Origin of the sequence: Pseudomonas sp. KCJK9058 (assembly GCF_046230975.1) — a bacterium.
In the GTDB taxonomy this organism is placed as follows: Bacteria; Pseudomonadota; Gammaproteobacteria; order Pseudomonadales; family Pseudomonadaceae; genus Aquipseudomonas; species Aquipseudomonas alloputida.
Window position 1 is genome coordinate 1 of sequence record NZ_JBJJLR010000057.1, and the last position, 17,245, is coordinate 17,245.

The 17,245-nt window shown below is 61.9% G+C and carries 19 protein-coding genes; 12 read left to right on the forward strand and 7 right to left on the reverse strand.

The window, feature by feature from the left end; all coding sequences use genetic code 11:
- Positions 1-491 precede the first annotated feature (491 nt).
- The 6 genes from hemA (at position 492) to ACK59Z_RS22730 (ending at position 5,842) form a co-directional block, all read left to right on the forward strand.
- Positions 492-1,769 (forward strand): glutamyl-tRNA reductase, encoded by a 1,278-nt coding sequence (gene hemA / locus ACK59Z_RS22705; RefSeq protein ID WP_003247394.1) that lies wholly within the window; start codon positions 492-494, stop codon positions 1,767-1,769.
- Positions 1,766-2,848 (forward strand): peptide chain release factor 1, encoded by a 1,083-nt coding sequence (prfA, locus tag ACK59Z_RS22710; RefSeq protein WP_003247392.1) that lies wholly within the window; start codon positions 1,766-1,768, stop codon positions 2,846-2,848. Before hemA ends, prfA begins: the two co-directional genes overlap by 4 nt.
- Positions 2,848-3,678, forward strand: coding sequence for a peptide chain release factor N(5)-glutamine methyltransferase (gene prmC, locus ACK59Z_RS22715; protein ID WP_004575885.1), 831 nt, complete (start codon positions 2,848-2,850; stop codon positions 3,676-3,678). The genes prfA and prmC overlap by 1 nt, the downstream gene beginning before the upstream one ends.
- Positions 3,672-4,427, forward strand: a complete 756-nt coding sequence (locus ACK59Z_RS22720) for a molybdopterin-synthase adenylyltransferase MoeB (protein WP_108192149.1) — start codon at positions 3,672-3,674, stop codon at positions 4,425-4,427. The genes prmC and ACK59Z_RS22720 overlap by 7 nt, the downstream gene beginning before the upstream one ends.
- On the forward strand, positions 4,420-5,217 hold the full coding sequence (gene murI, locus ACK59Z_RS22725; protein WP_409293683.1) for a glutamate racemase: 798 nt from the start codon (positions 4,420-4,422) through the stop codon (positions 5,215-5,217). Before ACK59Z_RS22720 ends, murI begins: the two co-directional genes overlap by 8 nt.
- A 106-nt stretch (positions 5,218-5,323) precedes the next feature.
- Entirely contained in the window at positions 5,324-5,842 is a 519-nt protein-coding gene (locus ACK59Z_RS22730; RefSeq protein WP_003247385.1) for an acyloxyacyl hydrolase, read from the forward strand.
- A 123-nt stretch (positions 5,843-5,965) separates the two neighbouring features.
- On the opposite strand, the gene ACK59Z_RS22735 is transcribed toward ACK59Z_RS22730, so the two are convergent.
- The 5 genes from ACK59Z_RS22735 to ACK59Z_RS22755 form a co-directional block, all read right to left on the reverse strand.
- The gene (locus ACK59Z_RS22735) at positions 5,966-6,664 is read right to left on the reverse strand and encodes an SDR family NAD(P)-dependent oxidoreductase (protein WP_409293685.1); all 699 of its coding nucleotides are present in this window, start codon (positions 6,662-6,664) and stop codon (positions 5,966-5,968) included.
- A gap of 11 nt (positions 6,665-6,675) precedes the next feature.
- A complete protein-coding gene (phrB, locus tag ACK59Z_RS22740) occupies positions 6,676-8,103 on the reverse strand; it encodes a deoxyribodipyrimidine photo-lyase (protein WP_409293687.1) in 1,428 nt (475 codons plus the stop codon).
- Complete coding sequence (locus ACK59Z_RS22745) at positions 8,094-8,993, reverse strand: MerR family transcriptional regulator (protein ID WP_047605069.1); 900 nt, start codon at positions 8,991-8,993, stop codon at positions 8,094-8,096. Before ACK59Z_RS22745 ends, phrB begins: the two co-directional genes overlap by 10 nt.
- Entirely contained in the window at positions 8,983-9,951 is a 969-nt protein-coding gene (locus ACK59Z_RS22750) for a YbgA family protein (RefSeq protein WP_409293689.1), read from the reverse strand. Before ACK59Z_RS22750 ends, ACK59Z_RS22745 begins: the two co-directional genes overlap by 11 nt.
- Before the next feature lie 103 nt (positions 9,952-10,054).
- Positions 10,055-11,041 carry an NAD(P)/FAD-dependent oxidoreductase gene (locus tag ACK59Z_RS22755; protein WP_014755328.1) on the reverse strand — a complete coding sequence of 329 codons (987 nt, stop codon included), beginning with the start codon at positions 11,039-11,041 and terminating at the stop codon, positions 10,055-10,057.
- 187 nt (positions 11,042-11,228) lie between these two features.
- Here ACK59Z_RS22755 and ACK59Z_RS22760 point away from each other — a divergent pair, with 187 nt between their 5' ends.
- Positions 11,229-12,134 (forward strand): TIGR01777 family oxidoreductase, encoded by a 906-nt coding sequence (locus ACK59Z_RS22760; protein WP_108192143.1) that lies wholly within the window; start codon positions 11,229-11,231, stop codon positions 12,132-12,134.
- A 13-nt stretch (positions 12,135-12,147) separates the two neighbouring features.
- On the forward strand, positions 12,148-13,164 hold the full coding sequence (gene hemH, locus ACK59Z_RS22765) for a ferrochelatase (RefSeq protein ID WP_003247370.1): 1,017 nt from the start codon (positions 12,148-12,150) through the stop codon (positions 13,162-13,164).
- A 35-nt stretch (positions 13,165-13,199) separates the two neighbouring features.
- Here hemH and ACK59Z_RS22770 read toward each other — a convergent pair whose 3' ends face one another.
- Both ACK59Z_RS22770 and upp read right to left on the reverse strand, forming a co-directional pair.
- Positions 13,200-14,465 (reverse strand): uracil-xanthine permease family protein, encoded by a 1,266-nt coding sequence (locus tag ACK59Z_RS22770; RefSeq protein WP_003247369.1) that lies wholly within the window; start codon positions 14,463-14,465, stop codon positions 13,200-13,202.
- 2 nt (positions 14,466-14,467) lie between these two features.
- Entirely contained in the window at positions 14,468-15,106 is a 639-nt protein-coding gene (gene upp / locus ACK59Z_RS22775; protein ID WP_003247366.1) for a uracil phosphoribosyltransferase, read from the reverse strand.
- A gap of 162 nt (positions 15,107-15,268) precedes the next feature.
- Here upp and ACK59Z_RS22780 point away from each other — a divergent pair, with 162 nt between their 5' ends.
- The 4 genes from ACK59Z_RS22780 to ACK59Z_RS22795 all read left to right on the forward strand — a co-directional run bounded on the left by ACK59Z_RS22780 (position 15,269) and on the right by ACK59Z_RS22795 (position 17,183).
- Complete coding sequence (locus tag ACK59Z_RS22780; RefSeq protein WP_003247364.1) at positions 15,269-15,826, forward strand: hypoxanthine-guanine phosphoribosyltransferase; 558 nt, start codon at positions 15,269-15,271, stop codon at positions 15,824-15,826.
- 2 nt (positions 15,827-15,828) lie between these two features.
- Positions 15,829-16,302, forward strand: a complete 474-nt coding sequence (locus tag ACK59Z_RS22785) for a WbuC family cupin fold metalloprotein (protein WP_108192142.1) — start codon at positions 15,829-15,831, stop codon at positions 16,300-16,302.
- A 51-nt stretch (positions 16,303-16,353) separates the two neighbouring features.
- A complete protein-coding gene (locus tag ACK59Z_RS22790; protein WP_003247361.1) occupies positions 16,354-16,824 on the forward strand; it encodes a hypothetical protein in 471 nt (156 codons plus the stop codon).
- 68 nt (positions 16,825-16,892) lie between these two features.
- A complete protein-coding gene (locus ACK59Z_RS22795; protein ID WP_003247360.1) occupies positions 16,893-17,183 on the forward strand; it encodes a PA4642 family protein in 291 nt (96 codons plus the stop codon).
- The last annotated feature ends 62 nt before the right edge of the window (positions 17,184-17,245 follow it).

The following is a 17,245-nucleotide window of genomic DNA, read 5'->3' on the forward strand; positions in this document are numbered from 1 at the left end:
GACCCCGGAGCGTAGCGTAGGGGCCGGATGATGGGAGCCGACGGCTTTGGTTACTTTGGCCACGACCAAAGTAACCCGCCGGAAGGGCGGAAAGGTGACTACGCGCCACCTTCGCGAATGAATACCTATTTAATGTGGATGCTCACATCCAAGAAGCAAGAAGCAAACTCGTCTGTTTTGACTCGGCGAACCGTCCATTTGCGATGGCGACGCTGACTCACCTTTTCGCCTGTATGGCTCACCCACATGGGTTACAAATCAGTTCACGCACATAGGTAACAGTCTTTAACTGGCAAGGACTGCGTTCGGCCTCCTGAAGTCGCGAAGATCAGAAGCAGATCAAAAGCGGGAGTGAAACCTGAAATCAACGTTGATGCTGGCCCGCGAGCGGCGATAGCCGCAGGACTATCAGCACAATAGCGAACGGTGGTTGTCCTGAAACCTGCGAAAGAGGACAATTATCGGCTTCCCGTCACAACCAGCGACCTTGCATGGCCTTTCTTGCACTTGGTATCAACCATAAGACTGCCTCGGTAGACGTACGCGAGCGCGTGGCGTTTACCCCAGAGCAGCTGGTAGACGCCCTGCAGCAGCTCTGCAGACTGACGTCCAGCCGCGAGGCGGCGATCCTGTCGACCTGCAACCGCAGTGAGCTCTATATAGAGCAGGACCACCTGTCCGCCGACGCCGTGCTGCAGTGGCTGGCCGACTATCACCGCCTCAGCCTCGACGAGCTGCGCGCCAGCGCCTACGTGCATGAAGAGCACGAAGCCGTGAAGCACATGATGCGCGTGGCCTCGGGCCTGGACTCGCTGGTTCTCGGCGAGCCTCAGATTCTGGGCCAGATGAAGTCCGCCTACGCCGTGGCCCGCGAAGCCGGTACTGTCGGGCCGTTGCTTGGGCGCCTGTTCCAGGCCACCTTCAGCGCCGCCAAGCAGGTGCGTACCGATACGGCCATCGGTGAAAACCCGGTTTCGGTTGCGTTCGCCGCGGTCAGCCTGGCCAAGCAGATTTTCGCCGACCTGGGCCGCAGCCAGGCCCTGCTGATCGGTGCCGGCGAAACCATCACCCTGGTCGCCCGCCACCTGCACGAGCAGGGCGTACGCCGTATCGTGGTGGCCAACCGCACCCTGGAGCGCGCCAGCATCCTGGCCGAGCAGTTCGGTGCGCATGCCGTGCTGCTGGCAGACATCCCCCAGGAACTGGCCAACAGTGACATCGTGATCAGTTCCACCGCCAGCCAGTTGCCGATCCTGGGCAAGGGCGCGGTCGAGAGCGCACTGAAACAGCGCCGACACAAGCCGATCTTCATGGTCGACATCGCGGTACCTCGCGATATCGAAACCGAAGTAGGCGAGCTGGACGATGTCTACCTGTACACCGTCGACGACCTGCACGATGTAGTGGCAGAAAACCTCAAGAGCCGCCAGGGTGCGGCTCAGGCGGCCGAAGAGCTGGTGTCCGTGGGCGCCGAAGACTTCATGCTGCGCCTGCGCGAACTGGCTGCAGTGGACGTGCTCAGGGCCTATCGCCAGCAAAGTGAGCGCCTTCGCGACGAAGAACTGCAAAAGGCCCTGCGCCTGCTGGCCAATGGCGGCAACCCCGAAGACGTGCTGGCCCAGCTGGCCCGGGGCCTGACCAACAAACTCCTGCATGCGCCCAGCGTGCAGCTGAAAAAGCTCTCGGCCGAGGGCCGCCTTGATGCGCTGGCCATGGCCCAGGAACTCTTTGCCCTCAATGAGGGCTCCACGGACAAATCCCCGCAATGAAAGCGTCGCTGCTGAACAAACTGGAAATCCTCCAGGACCGTTTCGAAGAACTCACCGCCCTGCTCGGTGACGCCGAGGTTATTTCCGACCAGACGCGTTTTCGCGCCTACTCCCGCGAGTATGCCGAGGTAGAGCCGGTCTACGCTGCTTATAAAGAGTGGCGCAAAGTCCAGGACGACCTCGAAGGTGCCCAGGCGCTGCTCAAGGACAGTGACCCGGACCTGCGTGAAATGGCCGTGGAAGAGGTGCGTGAAGCCAAGGAGCAACTGCTGACGCTGGAGGCGCAGCTGCAGCGCATGCTGCTGCCCAAAGACCCCAACGACGGTCGCAACGTGTTTCTGGAAATCCGCGCCGGTACGGGTGGCGACGAGGCAGCCATCTTCTCTGGTGACCTGTTCCGCATGTATTCGCGCTACGCCGAAAAGCGCGGCTGGCGCCTGGAAATCTTGTCCGAGAACGAAGGCGAGCACGGCGGCTACAAGGAAATCATTGCCCGCGTCGAGGGCGAGAATGTCTACGGCAAGCTCAAGTTCGAGTCCGGTGCACACCGGGTTCAGCGTGTGCCCGAGACCGAATCCCAAGGCCGTGTCCACACTTCCGCGTGCACGGTGGCGGTGCTCCCCGAGCCGGACGAGCAAGCCGCCATCGAAATCAACCCGGCCGACTTGCGCGTGGACACCTACCGTGCCTCCGGTGCCGGCGGCCAGCACGTCAACAAGACCGATTCGGCGATCCGTATCACCCACTTGCCCACCGGTATCGTGGTCGAATGCCAGGAGGAGCGCTCGCAGCACAAGAACCGTGCTCGCGCCATGTCCTGGCTGTCGGCCAAGCTGAACGACATGCAGACCAGTGCCGCGCAGAACGCCATTGCCAGTGAGCGCAAGCTGCTGGTGGGGTCCGGTGACCGCTCCGAGCGCATCCGCACCTACAATTATCCACAGGGGCGGGTGACCGATCACCGCATCAACCTGACCTTGTATTCGCTGGACGACATCCTCAGCGGTGGCGTAGACGCGGTGATCGAACCGCTGCTGGCCGAATACCAGGCCGATCAACTGGCCGCCTTGGGGGACTGATGACTGTCATCGCCAGCCTGTTGCGCAACGCGCAGTTGCCTGAATCGCCCACTGAGCGCCTGGATGCCGAACTGCTGCTGGCTGCGGCCATCGGTAAATCGCGCAGCTACCTGCATACCTGGCCCGAGCGTATCGTCAGCAGCGAAGATGCCGAGACCTATGCCGGCTACCTGCAGCGCCGCCGTGGCGGCGAGCCAGTGGCCTATATCCTTGGGCTGCAGGGCTTCTGGAAGATCGACCTGGAGGTTGCGCCGCATACCCTGATCCCGCGGCCGGATACCGAACTGCTGGTCGAGACGGCGCTTGAACTGCAACCCGCTTCGCCAGCCAAGGTTCTCGACCTGGGTACGGGTACGGGGGCCATCGCTCTGGCGCTGGCCAGCGAACGCCCGGCCTGGCAGGTGACAGCGGTTGACCGGGTGGAGGAGGCTGCTGCCCTCGCCGAGCGCAACCGCCAGCGGTTAGGCCTGGCCAACGCTCGGGTACGGCTAAGCCACTGGTTCGACAGCCTGGCCGGGGAGCGTTTCGACCTCATTGTCAGCAACCCGCCCTACATCGCCGCTGAAGACCCGCACCTGGTGGCCGGCGACGTGCGCTTCGAACCCAGCAGTGCCCTGGTGGCCGGTGCCGATGGCCTGGACGACCTTCGCGTGATCGCCGCCCAGGCCCCCGCGCACTTGTTGCCAGGTGGTTGGCTGCTGCTGGAACATGGCTACGATCAGGCGGCAGCGGTACGCGCTCTGCTGGCTGAACATGGCTTTATCGAGGTGGCCAGCCGCACGGACCTGGGCGGCCATGAACGCATTACCCTGGGGCGACTGCCATGCTGAGTGATCAGGAACTGCTGCGTTACAGCCGCCAGGTGCTGCTGTCCCAGATCGACATCGATGGCCAGCTGCGGCTCAAGCAGAGCAAAGCGCTGATCATCGGGCTGGGTGGCCTGGGCTCGCCAGTCGCCCTGTACCTGGCCGCCGCTGGCGTGGGTGAGCTGCACCTGGCCGACTTCGACACCGTCGACCTGACCAACCTGCAACGCCAGGTCATCCACGACAGTGCCAGCGTCGGCATGAGCAAGGTCGACTCGGCCTTGCAGCGCTTGCAGGCAATCAACCCGGAAGTCAGTCTGGTTGCTCACCGCCAGGCACTGGACGAGGACTCGCTGGCGGCTGCGGTGTCGGCAGTCGACCTGGTATTGGACTGCTCCGACAATTTCTCTACCCGCGAGGCGGTCAACGCTGCCTGTGTCGCCACCGGCAAGCCGCTGGTCAGCGGAGCGGCAATCCGTCTGGAAGGCCAACTGTCGGTGTTCGACCCGCGGCGCGACTACAGCCCGTGCTACCACTGCCTTTACGGGCATGGTAGCGAAGCCGAACTGACCTGCAGCGAAGCTGGCGTCATTGGCCCGCTGGTGGGGCTGGTGGGTAGCCTGCAGGCGCTGGAGGCGATGAAGTTGCTGGCTGGCTTCGGTGAGCCGTTGGTCGGCCGCTTGCTGTTGATCGATGCCCTCGGCACCCGTATCCGCGAGCTTCGTGTCAAGCGCGACCCGGCTTGCGCGGTCTGTGGTAAGCGCGATGGCTGAGCGCTCGGCGCCGATCGGCGTCATGGACTCGGGGGTTGGCGGTTTGTCGGTGCTGGCCGAGATCCAGCGCCTGCTGCCCAACGAAACGTTGCTGTATGTGGGCGATTGCGGGCATATACCCTACGGTGAGAAGTCGCCGGACTATATTCGCGAGCGCTGCCGGCACATTGCCGGGTTCTTCCATGAACAAGGCGCAAAGGCAATGGTGTTGGCCTGCAACACTGCCACGGTGGCGGCAGTGGCTGACCTGCGTGAGTTGTATCCGACCTGGCCGTTGGTGGGCATGGAACCGGCCGTCAAGCCTGCAGCGGCAGCCACCCGCTCGGGCGTGGTCGGTGTGCTGGCCACCACCGGTACCCTGCAGAGTGCCAAATTCGCAGCCTTGCTCGACCGCTTCGCCAACGACGTACAGGTTATTACCCAGCCTTGCCCGGGGCTGGTCGAACTGATCGAAGCCGGTGACCTTGTAAGCCCAGCGGTGCGCCAGCTGCTGCAAGGTTATGTGCAGCCGCTACTGGCTGCAGGTTGCGATACGCTGATCCTCGGCTGCACCCATTACCCTTTCCTTCGCCCATTGCTGGCTGGCATGGTCCCGGATGACGTGGCCATCATCGACACCGGCGCGGCCGTGGCGCGTCAGTTGCGACGGCTGCTGGGTGCCAATGATCTATTGGCCGAAGGCCCGGCTGGCGCTGCACGCTTCTGGACAAGCGCTGACCCAGAAGCCTTAAGAAAAATCCTCCCTGTGCTGTGGCATAAGTCTGACGATGTGCAAAGCTTTGCGTTGTGAAAAAAACGTGAAAAAAGACTGAACTATCGTTCCACTTCTGCTTTCTACCGCTTTGCCTGAGATGAGGCGGACACTAACAACAGCATCAGAAAGAAGGATGTTTCTTATGAGGAAACTGCTCGGCTTGGCAGCGGCTGCTGCCTTTGTTTTGGGGCAAGCGATGTCGGCACAAGCTGCCGATGTTTCGTTTTCGGTGGGGCAGACCGGCGATTCGACAATGGTTTACCGGCTAGGGCTGCAATCGAATTGGGATGCGAGTTGGTGGCAGACCAGCGTTGGTCGGCTGACCGGCTATTGGGATGGGGCCTACACCTACTGGGATGGCGACGAGACCGCAAGCAATCACAGCCTGTCCTTCGCGCCCGTGTTCGTCTATGAATTTGCCGGGGAGTCGGTGAAGCCTTACATCGAAGCCGGGATAGGGGTAGCGGCGTTCTCCAGCACCGAGCTGGAAAGCAACGAGCTGGGTTCGGCTTTCCAGTTTGAGGACCGCATCGGCTTTGGTTTGCGCTTTGCCGGCGGGCATGAGATTGGGGTGCGGGCGATTCACTATTCCAACGCGGGCATCAAAGAGCCCAATGATGGTGTAGAAAGCTACAGCCTGCATTACAGAATGGCGCTCTGAGTTCGCCTGCATTCGCCACTTCGCGGGCAATGCCCGCTCCTGCCGGCATACCACAGTACTCAAGGTCTGGGTAATTTGCAGGAGCGGGCTTGCCCGCGAAGACGGTAATGCTGATTTCAGGTGTTAACGCGCCAGCGGCCACAGGCTACTGAGGTCCAGCGTCTCCAGGATCAGTTCGGGTTCTCTCTGAGGCCAACGCCGCAGCAACTCCTCTGCGGCACTGCCGGGCGTCCACGCCTCCGGTATCGCCTGTGCCGACGTTAGCGTAACCTTCAACGATTGTGGCCCTACAATGGTCAGTGCTACCCCTTGGTCCTCAAGGGCCTTGCGTTGCTCACGCATCCATTGTGGCAAATTGTTCCAGCCCGCAGTCACCTGTGTCGGTGCAAACAGCTGCAACGCCGAATAGCGGTTGAAAAGCGCCATCACCTGCGGCGACCGACCCTTTTCCAGCAACGGCAGCGCTTTGCTCAGGCAATGCTCTGCGGCCAGCTGGTTGGTAGTGACGATCGCTTCGATCAGCTCACTGTCACTGGCATTGTCTGGCAGGTAATCGGTGGTGCCGGTGTTGAGGATCAGCCCGTCCAGCGAACACCAGGCATGGCAAATTTGTTGGCACGCATGGCTGACGTGTTGTTCTTCCTGCAACTGCCACGGCAACCGCAACAATTGGCTGCCGTAGCGTGCCCCCAAAGCATCCAGTGCGTCGCTATTCTTGCCACTCGCGGCAACGCGATGTCCTTCATCGAGCATCCGCTCCACCAAAGCCAAGCCAAGTCCGTTGCTTGCGCCCGTAACCCAGAAACTGCGTGAGTTAATCAACACGTTATCCCCTAATTCTGCCGGCGTGGCAGCCCTTTGAACGCTTCCAGGGCCCGCTGGCGACTGCTACTGAGATCTACGATTGGACTTAGGTAAGAAGTATTACCGAAAAGGTCCGTCGATTTAATGGGCTGATGGATGGCTTTTTCATCGAGCTCCTGTAGTTCCGGTACCCAGTGGCGAATGAAATGCCCCTGAGGATCGAAGCGCTGCGACTGCGAAACCGGGTTGAAGATACGGAAATAGGGCACCGCATCAGTGCCGGTGGACGCACTCCACTGCCAACCCCCGTTGTTGGCGGCCAGATCGCCGTCTATCAGGTTTCGCATGAAGTGTCGCTCGCCCTTGCGCCAGTCAATCAGCAGGTTCTTGCTGAGGAACATGGCCACGATCATGCGCAAGCGGTTGTGCATCCACCCGGTGTGCAGCAACTGGCGCATGGCGGCATCGATGATCGGGAAGCCGGTGCGGCCCTGCTCCCAGGCCTCCAGGTCTGCCGGGGCGTCACGCCAGGGCAAGGCTTCGGTCTGGGCGCGGAAGGCGCGGTGGCGCGAGACCTGTGGATAACCGCTCAGGATGTGCTTGTAGAACTCCCGCCACAGTAGCTCATTGATCCAGGTCTGCACGCCTGTGCTGCCACTGTCGAACTCGCCCCGGTTGCCGGCCAGTGCACCGTGCAAACATTGGCGGGGCGAAATCACGCCGGCGGCCAGGTAGGGGGAAAGCTGGCTGGTACCAGGCTTGGCAGGTAAGTCGCGCAAGTGGTGGTAGTCGTCGATGGTTTCGTCCAGGAAGCGTGACAGGCGGGACTGTGCCTCAGCTTCACCGGCTGGCCAGTGGTCGCGCAGTGCGTGCGTGGTTTTTCCGAATCCCTCTACGTGTTGCGGGATTGGGTCGCTGCCGATGTTCAGCGGGGCCTGGCGCTTCACCCGCCCTGCCAGGGCCGGCAGGCTGCGGTGCAGATGCTCCAGGCAGGTTTTCTTGAACTGGCTGAACACCTGGAAGTAATCGCCACTGTGAGTCAGTACGGTGCCCGGACGGAAGAACAGCTGGTCGAGGTAGCTGTGCGCCTGGATGGCCGACTTTTCCAGCAGTGCCCGGGTGGCATCATCCCGGCGCTGCTCATTGATGCCGTACTCCTCGTTCCAGTGCACGCTTTGCACCTGATGTTGGCGACAGACATCGAGCACCGCCTGTGGCGCCTGGTCCCAGGTATCGATTGTGCGGATCAGCAGGGGTATGTTCAGCTTTTCCAGTGATTGGCGCAGGTCATGCAGGTTACGCAGCCAGAAGTCGACTTTGCAGGCGGCATCGTCATGGGCTTGCCATTGTCCGGGGCTGACCAGCCACAGGGCGATGGTCGGGCCGCGCTCGGTGGAGGCGCTGAGTGCAGTGTTGTCATCGATACGCAGGTCGCTGCGCAGCCAGGTCAGGTGCATGGGGCATTTATCTCTACAGGCTGTCGATCATGGGCTTGAAGCACGCGCAATGCCGCCTGCGGGGTGTCGAACAGGAAAAGGTCGGGTAGCTCAAAAGCCTTCAAGCGGGCTTCATGCAGCGCCAGCGTGGCACCACCCAACAGCTTGGGGATTGGTAAGCCTTGCAGGGTGCGCAGCAACGCCTTGTCGTCGATGCGTGGGCCCAAGTGCAGGAGTAAGGCGCGTGGTTTGAGCGTGTTGACGGCGCTTAGCAATTGCGGGCCTGCGACGGGCTGCTCGAGCACCTCGACCGGGAAGCCATTGCTGGTGAGCAGCCAGGCGCACAACCATAAGTCTGGGCTGAAGGTGCGTTCGCTGTCTTCGGCCAGCAGCACGGCGGGCCCTTGCAGCAGCTGGTTGTCGTGGTACACGCGGGCACCGAGCTTGCTGCGCAGCCAGCTGTGGAAAAACACCTGCTCCAGCCGAGCGTTGAAGTAATTGCGCCAGCGCTGGTCGAGCATGTCGAGCAGCGGCAGCAGCAGTTGTTCGCACAGGGTGACTGCCGGGTACAGCGCCATGGCCTGGTTAAGTTGCTGGTCGAGGGCGCGCTGTGAAAGGCCGGCGATGGCTTCGATCAGCTGGAATTGCCTGGCTTGCCAGTCCCCCTTCGGTGGGGTGCTGGCGGGTTTGTCGAGCAACTCGCGGACTTGGCCGACCGACGCGCCACGCTGCAGCCAGGCCAGGACCGCCTCGACGCGTTCGACCTGCTCAAGTGGGTACAGGCGATGCCCCTTGGCGGTGCGCTGTGGCTTGAGCAACCCATACCGGCGCTCCCAGGCGCGCAGGGTGACCGGGTTTACGCCGGTGCGACGGGCAAGTTCGCCGATGGGCAGCAAGTCCTCAGACCGCATTGCGCAAACCCAGGCTCTCGGGGTGCGGCTGCAGGTAGGCTTGTTGCTGCAGGTAGGGGTCTGGGTGCTTGCGCAAATGGTGTTTGAGCAAGGTCAGTGGCACTACCAGTGGTACCACGCCTTGTTGGTATTGGCCGATGACTGCCTGCAACTCGGCCTTGTCCTGCTGCGTCAGGGCATCCTTGAAGTAACCGCTCAGGTGCTGCAGCACGTTACTGTGGGTGCCGCGGCTCGCGCAGCGGCGCAGGGCTTGCATCAGCTGGCTGAAATAGCGCGGGCCGATGCTCTGTGGTTCATCAGCCTTGCTCATGCTGCCAAGCAGGCGGCCGAGGGTGCGATAGGCCTGGGGGTTATTGGCCATCAGCAAATACTTGTAGCGCGAATGAAAGCGTACCAGCGCGCCACGGTTCAGGCCCTCGGCCAGCAGGCGCTGCCAGTCTGCGTAGGCGTAAACGCGGCTTATGAAGTTCTCGCGCAGCACGGGGTCATGCAGGCGGCCTTCTTCCTCTACTGGCAGGTCCGGGCGCAATGCGCAGAAAGCCTGGGCATAGACGCCGCGCCCACCATGCACGGCCGGGTGGCCATTGTCCTGATAAACCTTTACCCGTTCCAGGCCGCAAGAAGGTGACTTCTGCATGAAGATGTAGCCGCAGATGTCGTCAAGTTCGTTGGCCATCTGCTCGCCATAGGTGCGCAGCGGGTAGGTCAGGTCCTTGCCGGGGTCGCGGGTGCCGACCACTTCGGGTTGCTCGGGGTTGCCGACCAGGCGAATCGGGTCGCGCGGAACACCCAGGCCGATTGCCACTTCCGGACACACAGGTAGCCAGTCGAAGTGCTGTTCCAGTTGTTTACGGCACAGGTCGGAGGCCTTGTGGCCGCCGTTGTAGCGCACGCTGTGCCCGGTCAGGCAGGCGCTGATGGCGATACGCGGCTTGCGGTGGGCGGAAGGGTCGTGCATGGCTGCCTCCGAAAATAAACCTGTACGTGACTCGAAACTTGTACAGGTTTATTTCAGCACAGCGCTGAAGTTATGCAAACTAGTATTTTTGTATAGTTCGGCATCACTCAAGGTGTTCGAGCAAGCGCCGCGCCGCTTCCTGGCCACTGAGCCATGCGCCCTCGACGCGGCCGGACAGGCACCAGTCCCCACAGGCGTACAAGCCCTGGTCGGCATCGGCCAGTGCGCCCCACTCATGGTTGCTACTGGGGCGGGCATAGAGCCAGCGGTGAGCCAGGGAGAAGGTGGGCGGCGGTACCACGCAGCCGACCAGTTCGGCGAATTCACCCCACAACTGTTCGATCACTTCTTCCTTGGGCAGGTCGATGTGTTGCCGGCTCCAGTCTGAGGTCGCGTGCAGTACCCAGGTGTCCAGGTGCTCGTCGCGGCCGGGCTTGCTGCGATTGCGAGCCAGCCAGTCCAGCGGGTTGTCCTGCACGAAGCAGCCTTGCATTGGCGTATCCAGCGGTGCCTGGAAGGCGAGGGCCACGGCCCAGGTAGGTTCCATTTGCACGCCAGCGGCCACGGCCGCCAGCTTCGGTGTGGCGGCCAGAAGTGGCGTGGCCTGCGGTGCCGGGACGGCGATGACCACACGGCTGTAGGGGCCGTGGCTGCAACCTTCGGTGTCTTGCAGGTGCCAGTACTGCTTGCCGCGAAACACTTCCGCTATGCGGCAGCCGAAGTTGACCGTGACGTCCTTGAGCAAGCCGCGGGTAATGGCGCTCATGCGTGGCACGCCTACCCAGCGCGTCTGCTCGTCAGGGGAAGGGGTGAGTTCGCCGTCACGGTAGTTATACAGTTGAGGCTTCCATTGTTCGGCCCAGCCGGCGGCCACCCATTGCTGCACCTGATCGACAAAGCGTCGGTCACGGGCAGTGAAGTACTGTGCGCCCAGGTCGAGCGCGCCGGCTTCGCTGCGCTTGCTGGCCATGCGCCCGCCACTGCCGTGGCCTTTGTCGAACAAGTGCACGGATTGCCCGGCCTTTTGCAAAGCCTGGGCGGCTGACAAACCGGCGATGCCGGCCCCGATGATGGCGATAGGTATTGTCATGATGGCCTCTTCAAACCTTGCTGTGAGCAGACTACGCTGTCAGGCAAACCTGTACAATGCAAAAATTCTGTATAAGGTTATTCCGTGTTGGCGGGCAGGTTGGCCTATGTTTATCCGAGAGCGTCGGGTCAAAAAAGTGCCTTGCTGTTAAAAATAGACCACCGATGCATTCTGCGAGGACACAGCCATGCATATATTGCTGACAGGTGGCACCGGTTTGATTGGCAAGCATCTGTGCCAGTACTGGCTGGGCCAAGGGCATCGGCTTACGGTTTGGAGCAGGCGTCCTGAACAGGTAGCAAAAATCTGTGGTAGCGGGGTGCGTGGTATCGCGCGCCTGGAACAGCTGGAGGCCGACGATCAGCTTGATGCGGTGGTCAACCTTGCTGGTGCGCCGATTGCCGACAGGCCCTGGACGGCCGCCCGGCGCAACGTGCTGTGGGCCAGCCGTGTCACCCTTACCGAGCAATTGCTGGCGTGGTTGGGCACCCGTGAGCAGCGCCCGGAGGTGTTGATCTCCGGCTCTGCGGTAGGTTGGTACGGAGACGGTGGCGAACGCGAACTGACCGAGGCTTCACCCCCGGTACGTGAAGATTTCGCCAGCCAGTTGTGCATTGCCTGGGAAGAGACCGCCCAGCGTTCGCAAGCCCAGGGGATACGCGTGGTACTGGTCCGTACTGGTCTGGTGCTGGCCAGCGATGGCGGCTTTTTGTCGCGCCTGCGCATGCCCTTCAAACTGGGGCTGGGCGGGCCTTTGGGCGACGGGCGGCAGTGGATGCCCTGGGTTCATATAGACGACCAGGTCGCCCTGATTGATTTTCTCTTGCAGCACAAGGATGCCAGCGGTCCTTATAATGCCTGCGCGCCGGAGCCTGTGCGCAACCGTGAGTTTGCCAGGCGACTGGGCCGAGCCCTGCATCGGCCGGCGCTGTTGCCAGTGCCGGCATTGCTGCTCAAGGTCGGGCTTGGCGAGATGTCGACCTTGCTGCTGGGAGGCCAGCGGGCGCGCCCGGTACGCTTGCTGGAAGCAGGCTTCACCTTCCGTTTCAACGATCTGCAATCGGCGCTGGACAACCTGTCCAGTGGCCTCTGACATAGGACGCTGCATGACCGATCACGCCCTGCTGCTGGTCAACCTGGGTTCCCCGGCCTCCACCTCGGTGGCCGATGTGCGCCGTTACCTCAACCAGTTCCTCATGGACCCGTACGTGGTCGACCTGCCGTGGCCGGTGCGGCGCTTGCTGGTGTCGCTGATCCTGATCAAGCGCCCTGAGCAGTCGGCACACGCCTACGCTTCGATCTGGTGGGAGGAGGGCTCGCCTCTGGTTGTGCTGACCCGTCGCCTGCAGGCAGCGATGGTCGAGCACTGGCCTCATGGCCCAGTGGAAATTGCCATGCGCTACGGCCAGCCAGCGTTGCCTGATGTGTTGGAGCGGCTGGCCGCCCAAGGTGTGCGCAAGGTGACTTTGGCGCCGCTTTATCCACAGTTCGCCGACAGTACGGTGACCACGGTGGTCGAGCTGGCAAAACAGACCGTCAGCGAGCGCCAGTTGCCGTTGCAGATGCGTGTGCTGCAGCCGTTCTACGAGCACCCGGCGTACATCGAGGCACTGGCTGCCAGTGCCCGGCCGTATCTTGAGACGGGTTACGACCACCTGCTGTTGAGCTTCCATGGTTTGCCGGAACGGCACCTGAAGAAACTGTTTCCGAAGGGGGTCAAGCACGACCTGCGTGCTGCCGATTGCTGCCACGGTGCAACCGCCGAAGTACGTTCGGTTTGCTATCGCGGGCAATGCCTGGCCACGGCCAAAGCCTTTGCGCAGAAAATGGGCATACCTGATGGCAAGTGGTCGGTATCGTTCCAGTCGCGGCTGGGCCGGGACAAGTGGATCGAACCCTACACCGAGACGCGGTTGGATGAACTGGCCAAGGCCGGTGTGAAGAAGCTGCTGGTGATGTGCCCGGCATTTGTGGCGGATTGCATCGAGACCCTGGAAGAGATAGGCATGCGTGGCAGCGAGCAGTTTGTCGAGGCGGGTGGCCGGGAGCTGGTGCTGGTGCCGTGCCTGAATGATCACCCGGAGTGGGTGAGGGTGTTGGCTGATATGAGTGAAAAGGCCTGAATCGAAGGGGCCGCCTTGCGGCCCCTACCGACCGTTTATACATCCAGCTTCTTGTGCTTCCAGCTGTCATTACCCGGCAGAATCAGGTTCAGTGCAATAGCCACAATGGCGCACAGGGCGATGCCCTTCAGGCCCCAGTCATCCGGGCCGTCACCGCTGCCGATCAGCACGCCGCCGATACCGAACACCAGTGTCACCGAGACGATCACCAGGTTGCGTGCTTCGCCCAGGTCAATCTTGTGGCGGATCATGGTGTTCATGCCCACCGCTGCAATCGAGCCGAACAGCAGGCACAGAATGCCGCCCATCACCGGCACCGGGATGCTCTGCAGCAGCGCGCCGAACTTGCCGATGAACGCCAGGGTAATGGCGAAGACCGCCGCCCAGGTCATGATCTTCGGGTTGTAGTTCTTGGTCAGCATCACCGCGCCGGTCACTTCGGCATAGGTGGTGTTGGGCGGGCCGCCGAACAGGCCAGCTGCAGTAGTCGCCAGGCCGTCGCCCAGCAACGTCCGGTGCAGGCCAGGCTTCTTCAGGTAGTCACGGCCGGTCACGCTGCCCACTGCAATCACCCCGCCGATATGCTCGATCGCCGGCGCCAGCGCAACCGGGACGATGAACAGAATGGCCTGCCAGTTGAACGCAGGGGCGGTGAAATTGGGGATTTCCAGCCACGGTGCGGCAGCGATCCTGGCGGTGTCGACCACGCCAAAGGCGAACGACAGGGCAAAGCCCACCAGCACGCCGGAGATGATGGGCACGAGGCGGAAAATGCCCTTGCCGAATACGGCAACGATCAAGGTTGTCAGCAGCGCTGGCATCGAGATCAGCATGGCCGTCTTGTATGGCATCAGCGCTGTACCGTCCCCACCTTTGCCCATCGCCATGTTGGCGGCGATCGGTGCCATGGCCAGGCCGATGGAGATGATCACCGGGCCGATCACCACCGGCGGTAGCATGCGGTCGATGAAACCGGTGCCTTTGATTTTTACCATCAGGCCCATGAAGGTGTACACGAAGCCAGCAGCCATTACGCCGCCCATGGTCTCGGCCAGGCCGAACTGGCCTTTGGCGAGGATGATCGGCGTGATGAAGGCAAAGCTCGAGGCCAGGAACACCGGTACCTGACGTCCGGTGACCAGCTGGAATAGCAGGGTGCCGATGCCGGCGGTGAACAGCGCGACGTTCGGGTCGAGGCCGGTGATCAGGGGCATCAGCACCAGCGCGCCGAATGCCACGAAGAGCATCTGCGCGCCCGAAACGACCTGGCGCCAGAGCGGGTCGTTGAAGCCGTCCTGCATGGTCAGGCGTCCTTTTGCTTGGTGCCGAAGATCTTGTCACCGGCATCACCCAGGCCTGGCACGATGTAGCCGTGCTCGTTCAGGCGCTGGTCGATCGAGGCGGTGTAGATCTTCACGTCCGGGTGGGCTTTTTCTACCACCTCGATGCCTTCTGGCGCGGCGACCAGCACCATGGCGCGAATCTCTTTGCAGCCGGCCTTTTTCAGCAGGTCGATGGTGGCAACCATCGAGCCGCCGGTGGCCAGCATCGGGTCGATGATCAGGGCCAGGCGCTGGTTGATGTCCGGCGCGAGCTTTTCCAGGTAGGTGTGGGCTTCGAGGGTTTCTTCGTTTCGGGCAACGCCGACGGCGCTGACCTTGGCACCCGGGATCAGGCTGAGTACGCCGTCGAGCATGCCGATGCCGGCGCGCAGGATCGGTACTACGGTGATCTTCTTGCCGGCGATTTTTTCAACCGAGACCTTGCCACACCAGCCGTCGATCTCGTAGGTTTCGAGGGGCAGGTCCTGGGTGGCTTCATACGTCAGGAGCGCGCCGACTTCCTGGGCGAGTTCGCGAAAATTCTTGGTGCTGATATCGGCACGGCGCATCAGGCCAAGCTTGTGGCGGATCAGCGGATGGCGGATCTCACGAGTGGGCATAGGGGAGGGCTCCGAAAGGCGGGCAAAAAAACCGCGCTAGATTAATCTATTCAGCCTGTGCTGTCGTCTGGTCATTCTGGACGTTAGTCCATAAATGCTTGATCTGTGACGAGCGGATGCGTACCTTTGCCCGCTTTTCCAAAATGCCCCCCGGAGAGCGCCATGTCCGCCGATCTCGAGCATATCCGTCAAGTCATGCGTGAAGCTGACTGCCTGTACACCGAAGCCGAAGTCGAAGCGGCCATCGCCAAAGTCGGCGAGCAGATCTGCAAGGACCTGCACGACAAGAACCCGGTTGTGTTCTGCGTGATGAACGGCGGCCTGATCTTCTCCGGCAAACTGCTGACCCACCTGCAGTTCCCGCTGGAAGCCTCCTACCTGCACGCTACCCGCTACCGCAACCAGACCAGCGGCGGCGAGCTTTTCTGGAAGGCCAAGCCGGAAGTGTCGTTCATCGACCGTGACGTGTTGATCGTTGACGATATCCTCGACGAAGGCCACACCCTCAGCGCCATCATCGAGTTTTGCAAGCATGCCGGCGCCCGCTCGGTGTACACCGCTGTGCTGATCGACAAGGATCACGACCGCAAGGCAAGCCCTGACCTCAAGGCCAACTATGTGGGCCTGCCTTGTGTCGATCGCTATATCTTCGGTTACGGCATGGACTACAAAGGGTACTGGCGCAACGCTAACGGCATCTTCGCCGTAAAGGGGCTGTAACCGTGCGCCAGCCTGCGTTCATCGACCAATCGCTGTTCGCCGGGCTGGCCGAAAAGGCCGCTGCCAACCCGCGCGGGCGGCAGCACCATAACTTTCACGCTATGGAAGAGCCCTGCCACCGCATGGCGGTCGGGCTGCAACCGAGCACCTACATTCCGCCGCATCGCCATGTGAGCGCCGACAAGGCTGAAACCTTGATAGCGCTCAAGGGGTGCTTTGGCCTGCTGATCTTCGATGAGCAAGGCGCGGTGACTGGCAAGCGGGTGCTGCAGGCCGGTGGCGACTGTCTGGGTGTGGATCTGGCGCCTGGTACCTACCATGGCTTGGTGGTGCTGGAGCCCGACAGCATCCTGTTCGAGTGCAAGGCTGGGCCATACCGACCAGTGGGCGAGGGCGAGCACGCACACTGGGCGCCGCGCGAGGGTGAAGCCGGCGTGGCCGATTACCAGGCCTGGATGCGCGCGCAGTTCGATTGATATCGGCTGTACCCGGCATGCTAGAGTGCTCCTTCATACAAGGAGCCTCACATGCGTGCGATTCTTCCCCTCCTGCTGGCGGTCAGCCTGCCGCTCGCTGCCGCACCGCTGCACAGTCAGTTCCTGCCACCTGATGACCAGTCCCTGCGCCAGGAAGCGCCGACCAGCCAGCAATTGCTGCAAGTGACTGACTATTCGGTGGTCGTAGGGGCCCAGCGCCAGTCCGATCAGCAGCCGATCCCGATCACATCGTCGTTGCAGGTGCGCCTGAAGGGCAAGCCGCTGAGCAAGGGCGCGACCATTGCCCAGGTGCTGCTGACGTTCGATGGTGAAGCGGCCAAAAGCCTGAAAAAGCCTGTGTATGACGCTAAAACCCGCACCTTGAGCCTGAATTACCCGGTCAGCAACTACCGGGTGGTCATGGACCTGCTGCGTAACGAAACCCTGTACGTGCAGTTTCTGACTTACGGCAACGGCCATATCTGGGCCGACCTGCACACCGGGACGGTACGTACGCGTTGAGGCGCGAAGCCTGCGGGGGGTAAACTGCCGGCCTTCGAAATTCCGTGATGGTCCAGTTGGAGTCGGCAATGCGTAAAGACAAGAAACAGGTAATCGGTGACGAAATCAGCGACGACTACATCAAGTCGTTCCTTCAGTTCGAGCCGGCCGATGGTGTGACTTCGCCGTCGCTGCACAAGCTGGTCAAGGCCTACCGCGGCCTGCGCGTGGACGACTTTGAGCGCTTTGTAGGCTTCTTCGTCGAAGCTGGCCTGGACCTGGATGGCAAGGACGAGCACGGCAAGACCTTCGTCGAGCAGATTGCCGACCAGCGCAATGCCCCTGAGTACATCGAGATCATCGATAAAGCCCGCGGTTGATCTTCAACCTGTGCTGGCCCTTTCGCGGGCTCGCCCGCTCCCACAGGGATGAGGGCAGCGCC

Bases quoted from the DNA above. Each gene is read 5' to 3' on its own strand.
- upp (WP_003247366.1), bottom strand. From the start codon at position 15,106: ATGCCCACTCGTGAGATCCGCCATCCGCTGATCCGCCACAAGCTTGGC.
- ACK59Z_RS22755 (WP_014755328.1), bottom strand. From the start codon at position 11,041: ATGACAATACCTATCGCCATCATCGGGGCCGGCATCGCCGGTTTGTCA.
- murI (WP_409293683.1), top strand. From the start codon at position 4,420: ATGGCTGAGCGCTCGGCGCCGATCGGCGTCATGGACTCGGGGGTTGGC.
- ACK59Z_RS22750 (WP_409293689.1), bottom strand. From the start codon at position 9,951: ATGCACGACCCTTCCGCCCACCGCAAGCCGCGTATCGCCATCAGCGCC.
- hemA (WP_003247394.1), top strand. From the start codon at position 492: ATGGCCTTTCTTGCACTTGGTATCAACCATAAGACTGCCTCGGTAGAC.
- ACK59Z_RS22770 (WP_003247369.1), bottom strand. From the start codon at position 14,465: ATGCAGGACGGCTTCAACGACCCGCTCTGGCGCCAGGTCGTTTCGGGC.
- ACK59Z_RS22790 (WP_003247361.1), top strand. From the start codon at position 16,354: ATGCGTGCGATTCTTCCCCTCCTGCTGGCGGTCAGCCTGCCGCTCGCT.
- prmC (WP_004575885.1), top strand. From the start codon at position 2,848: ATGACTGTCATCGCCAGCCTGTTGCGCAACGCGCAGTTGCCTGAATCG.
- ACK59Z_RS22780 (WP_003247364.1), top strand. From the start codon at position 15,269: ATGTCCGCCGATCTCGAGCATATCCGTCAAGTCATGCGTGAAGCTGAC.
- ACK59Z_RS22730 (WP_003247385.1), top strand. From the start codon at position 5,324: ATGAGGAAACTGCTCGGCTTGGCAGCGGCTGCTGCCTTTGTTTTGGGG.
- ACK59Z_RS22760 (WP_108192143.1), top strand. From the start codon at position 11,229: ATGCATATATTGCTGACAGGTGGCACCGGTTTGATTGGCAAGCATCTG.
- prfA (WP_003247392.1), top strand. From the start codon at position 1,766: ATGAAAGCGTCGCTGCTGAACAAACTGGAAATCCTCCAGGACCGTTTC.
- phrB (WP_409293687.1), bottom strand. From the start codon at position 8,103: ATGCACCTGACCTGGCTGCGCAGCGACCTGCGTATCGATGACAACACT.
- ACK59Z_RS22795 (WP_003247360.1), top strand. From the start codon at position 16,893: ATGCGTAAAGACAAGAAACAGGTAATCGGTGACGAAATCAGCGACGAC.
- ACK59Z_RS22745 (WP_047605069.1), bottom strand. From the start codon at position 8,993: ATGCGGTCTGAGGACTTGCTGCCCATCGGCGAACTTGCCCGTCGCACC.
- ACK59Z_RS22720 (WP_108192149.1), top strand. From the start codon at position 3,672: ATGCTGAGTGATCAGGAACTGCTGCGTTACAGCCGCCAGGTGCTGCTG.
- hemH (WP_003247370.1), top strand. From the start codon at position 12,148: ATGACCGATCACGCCCTGCTGCTGGTCAACCTGGGTTCCCCGGCCTCC.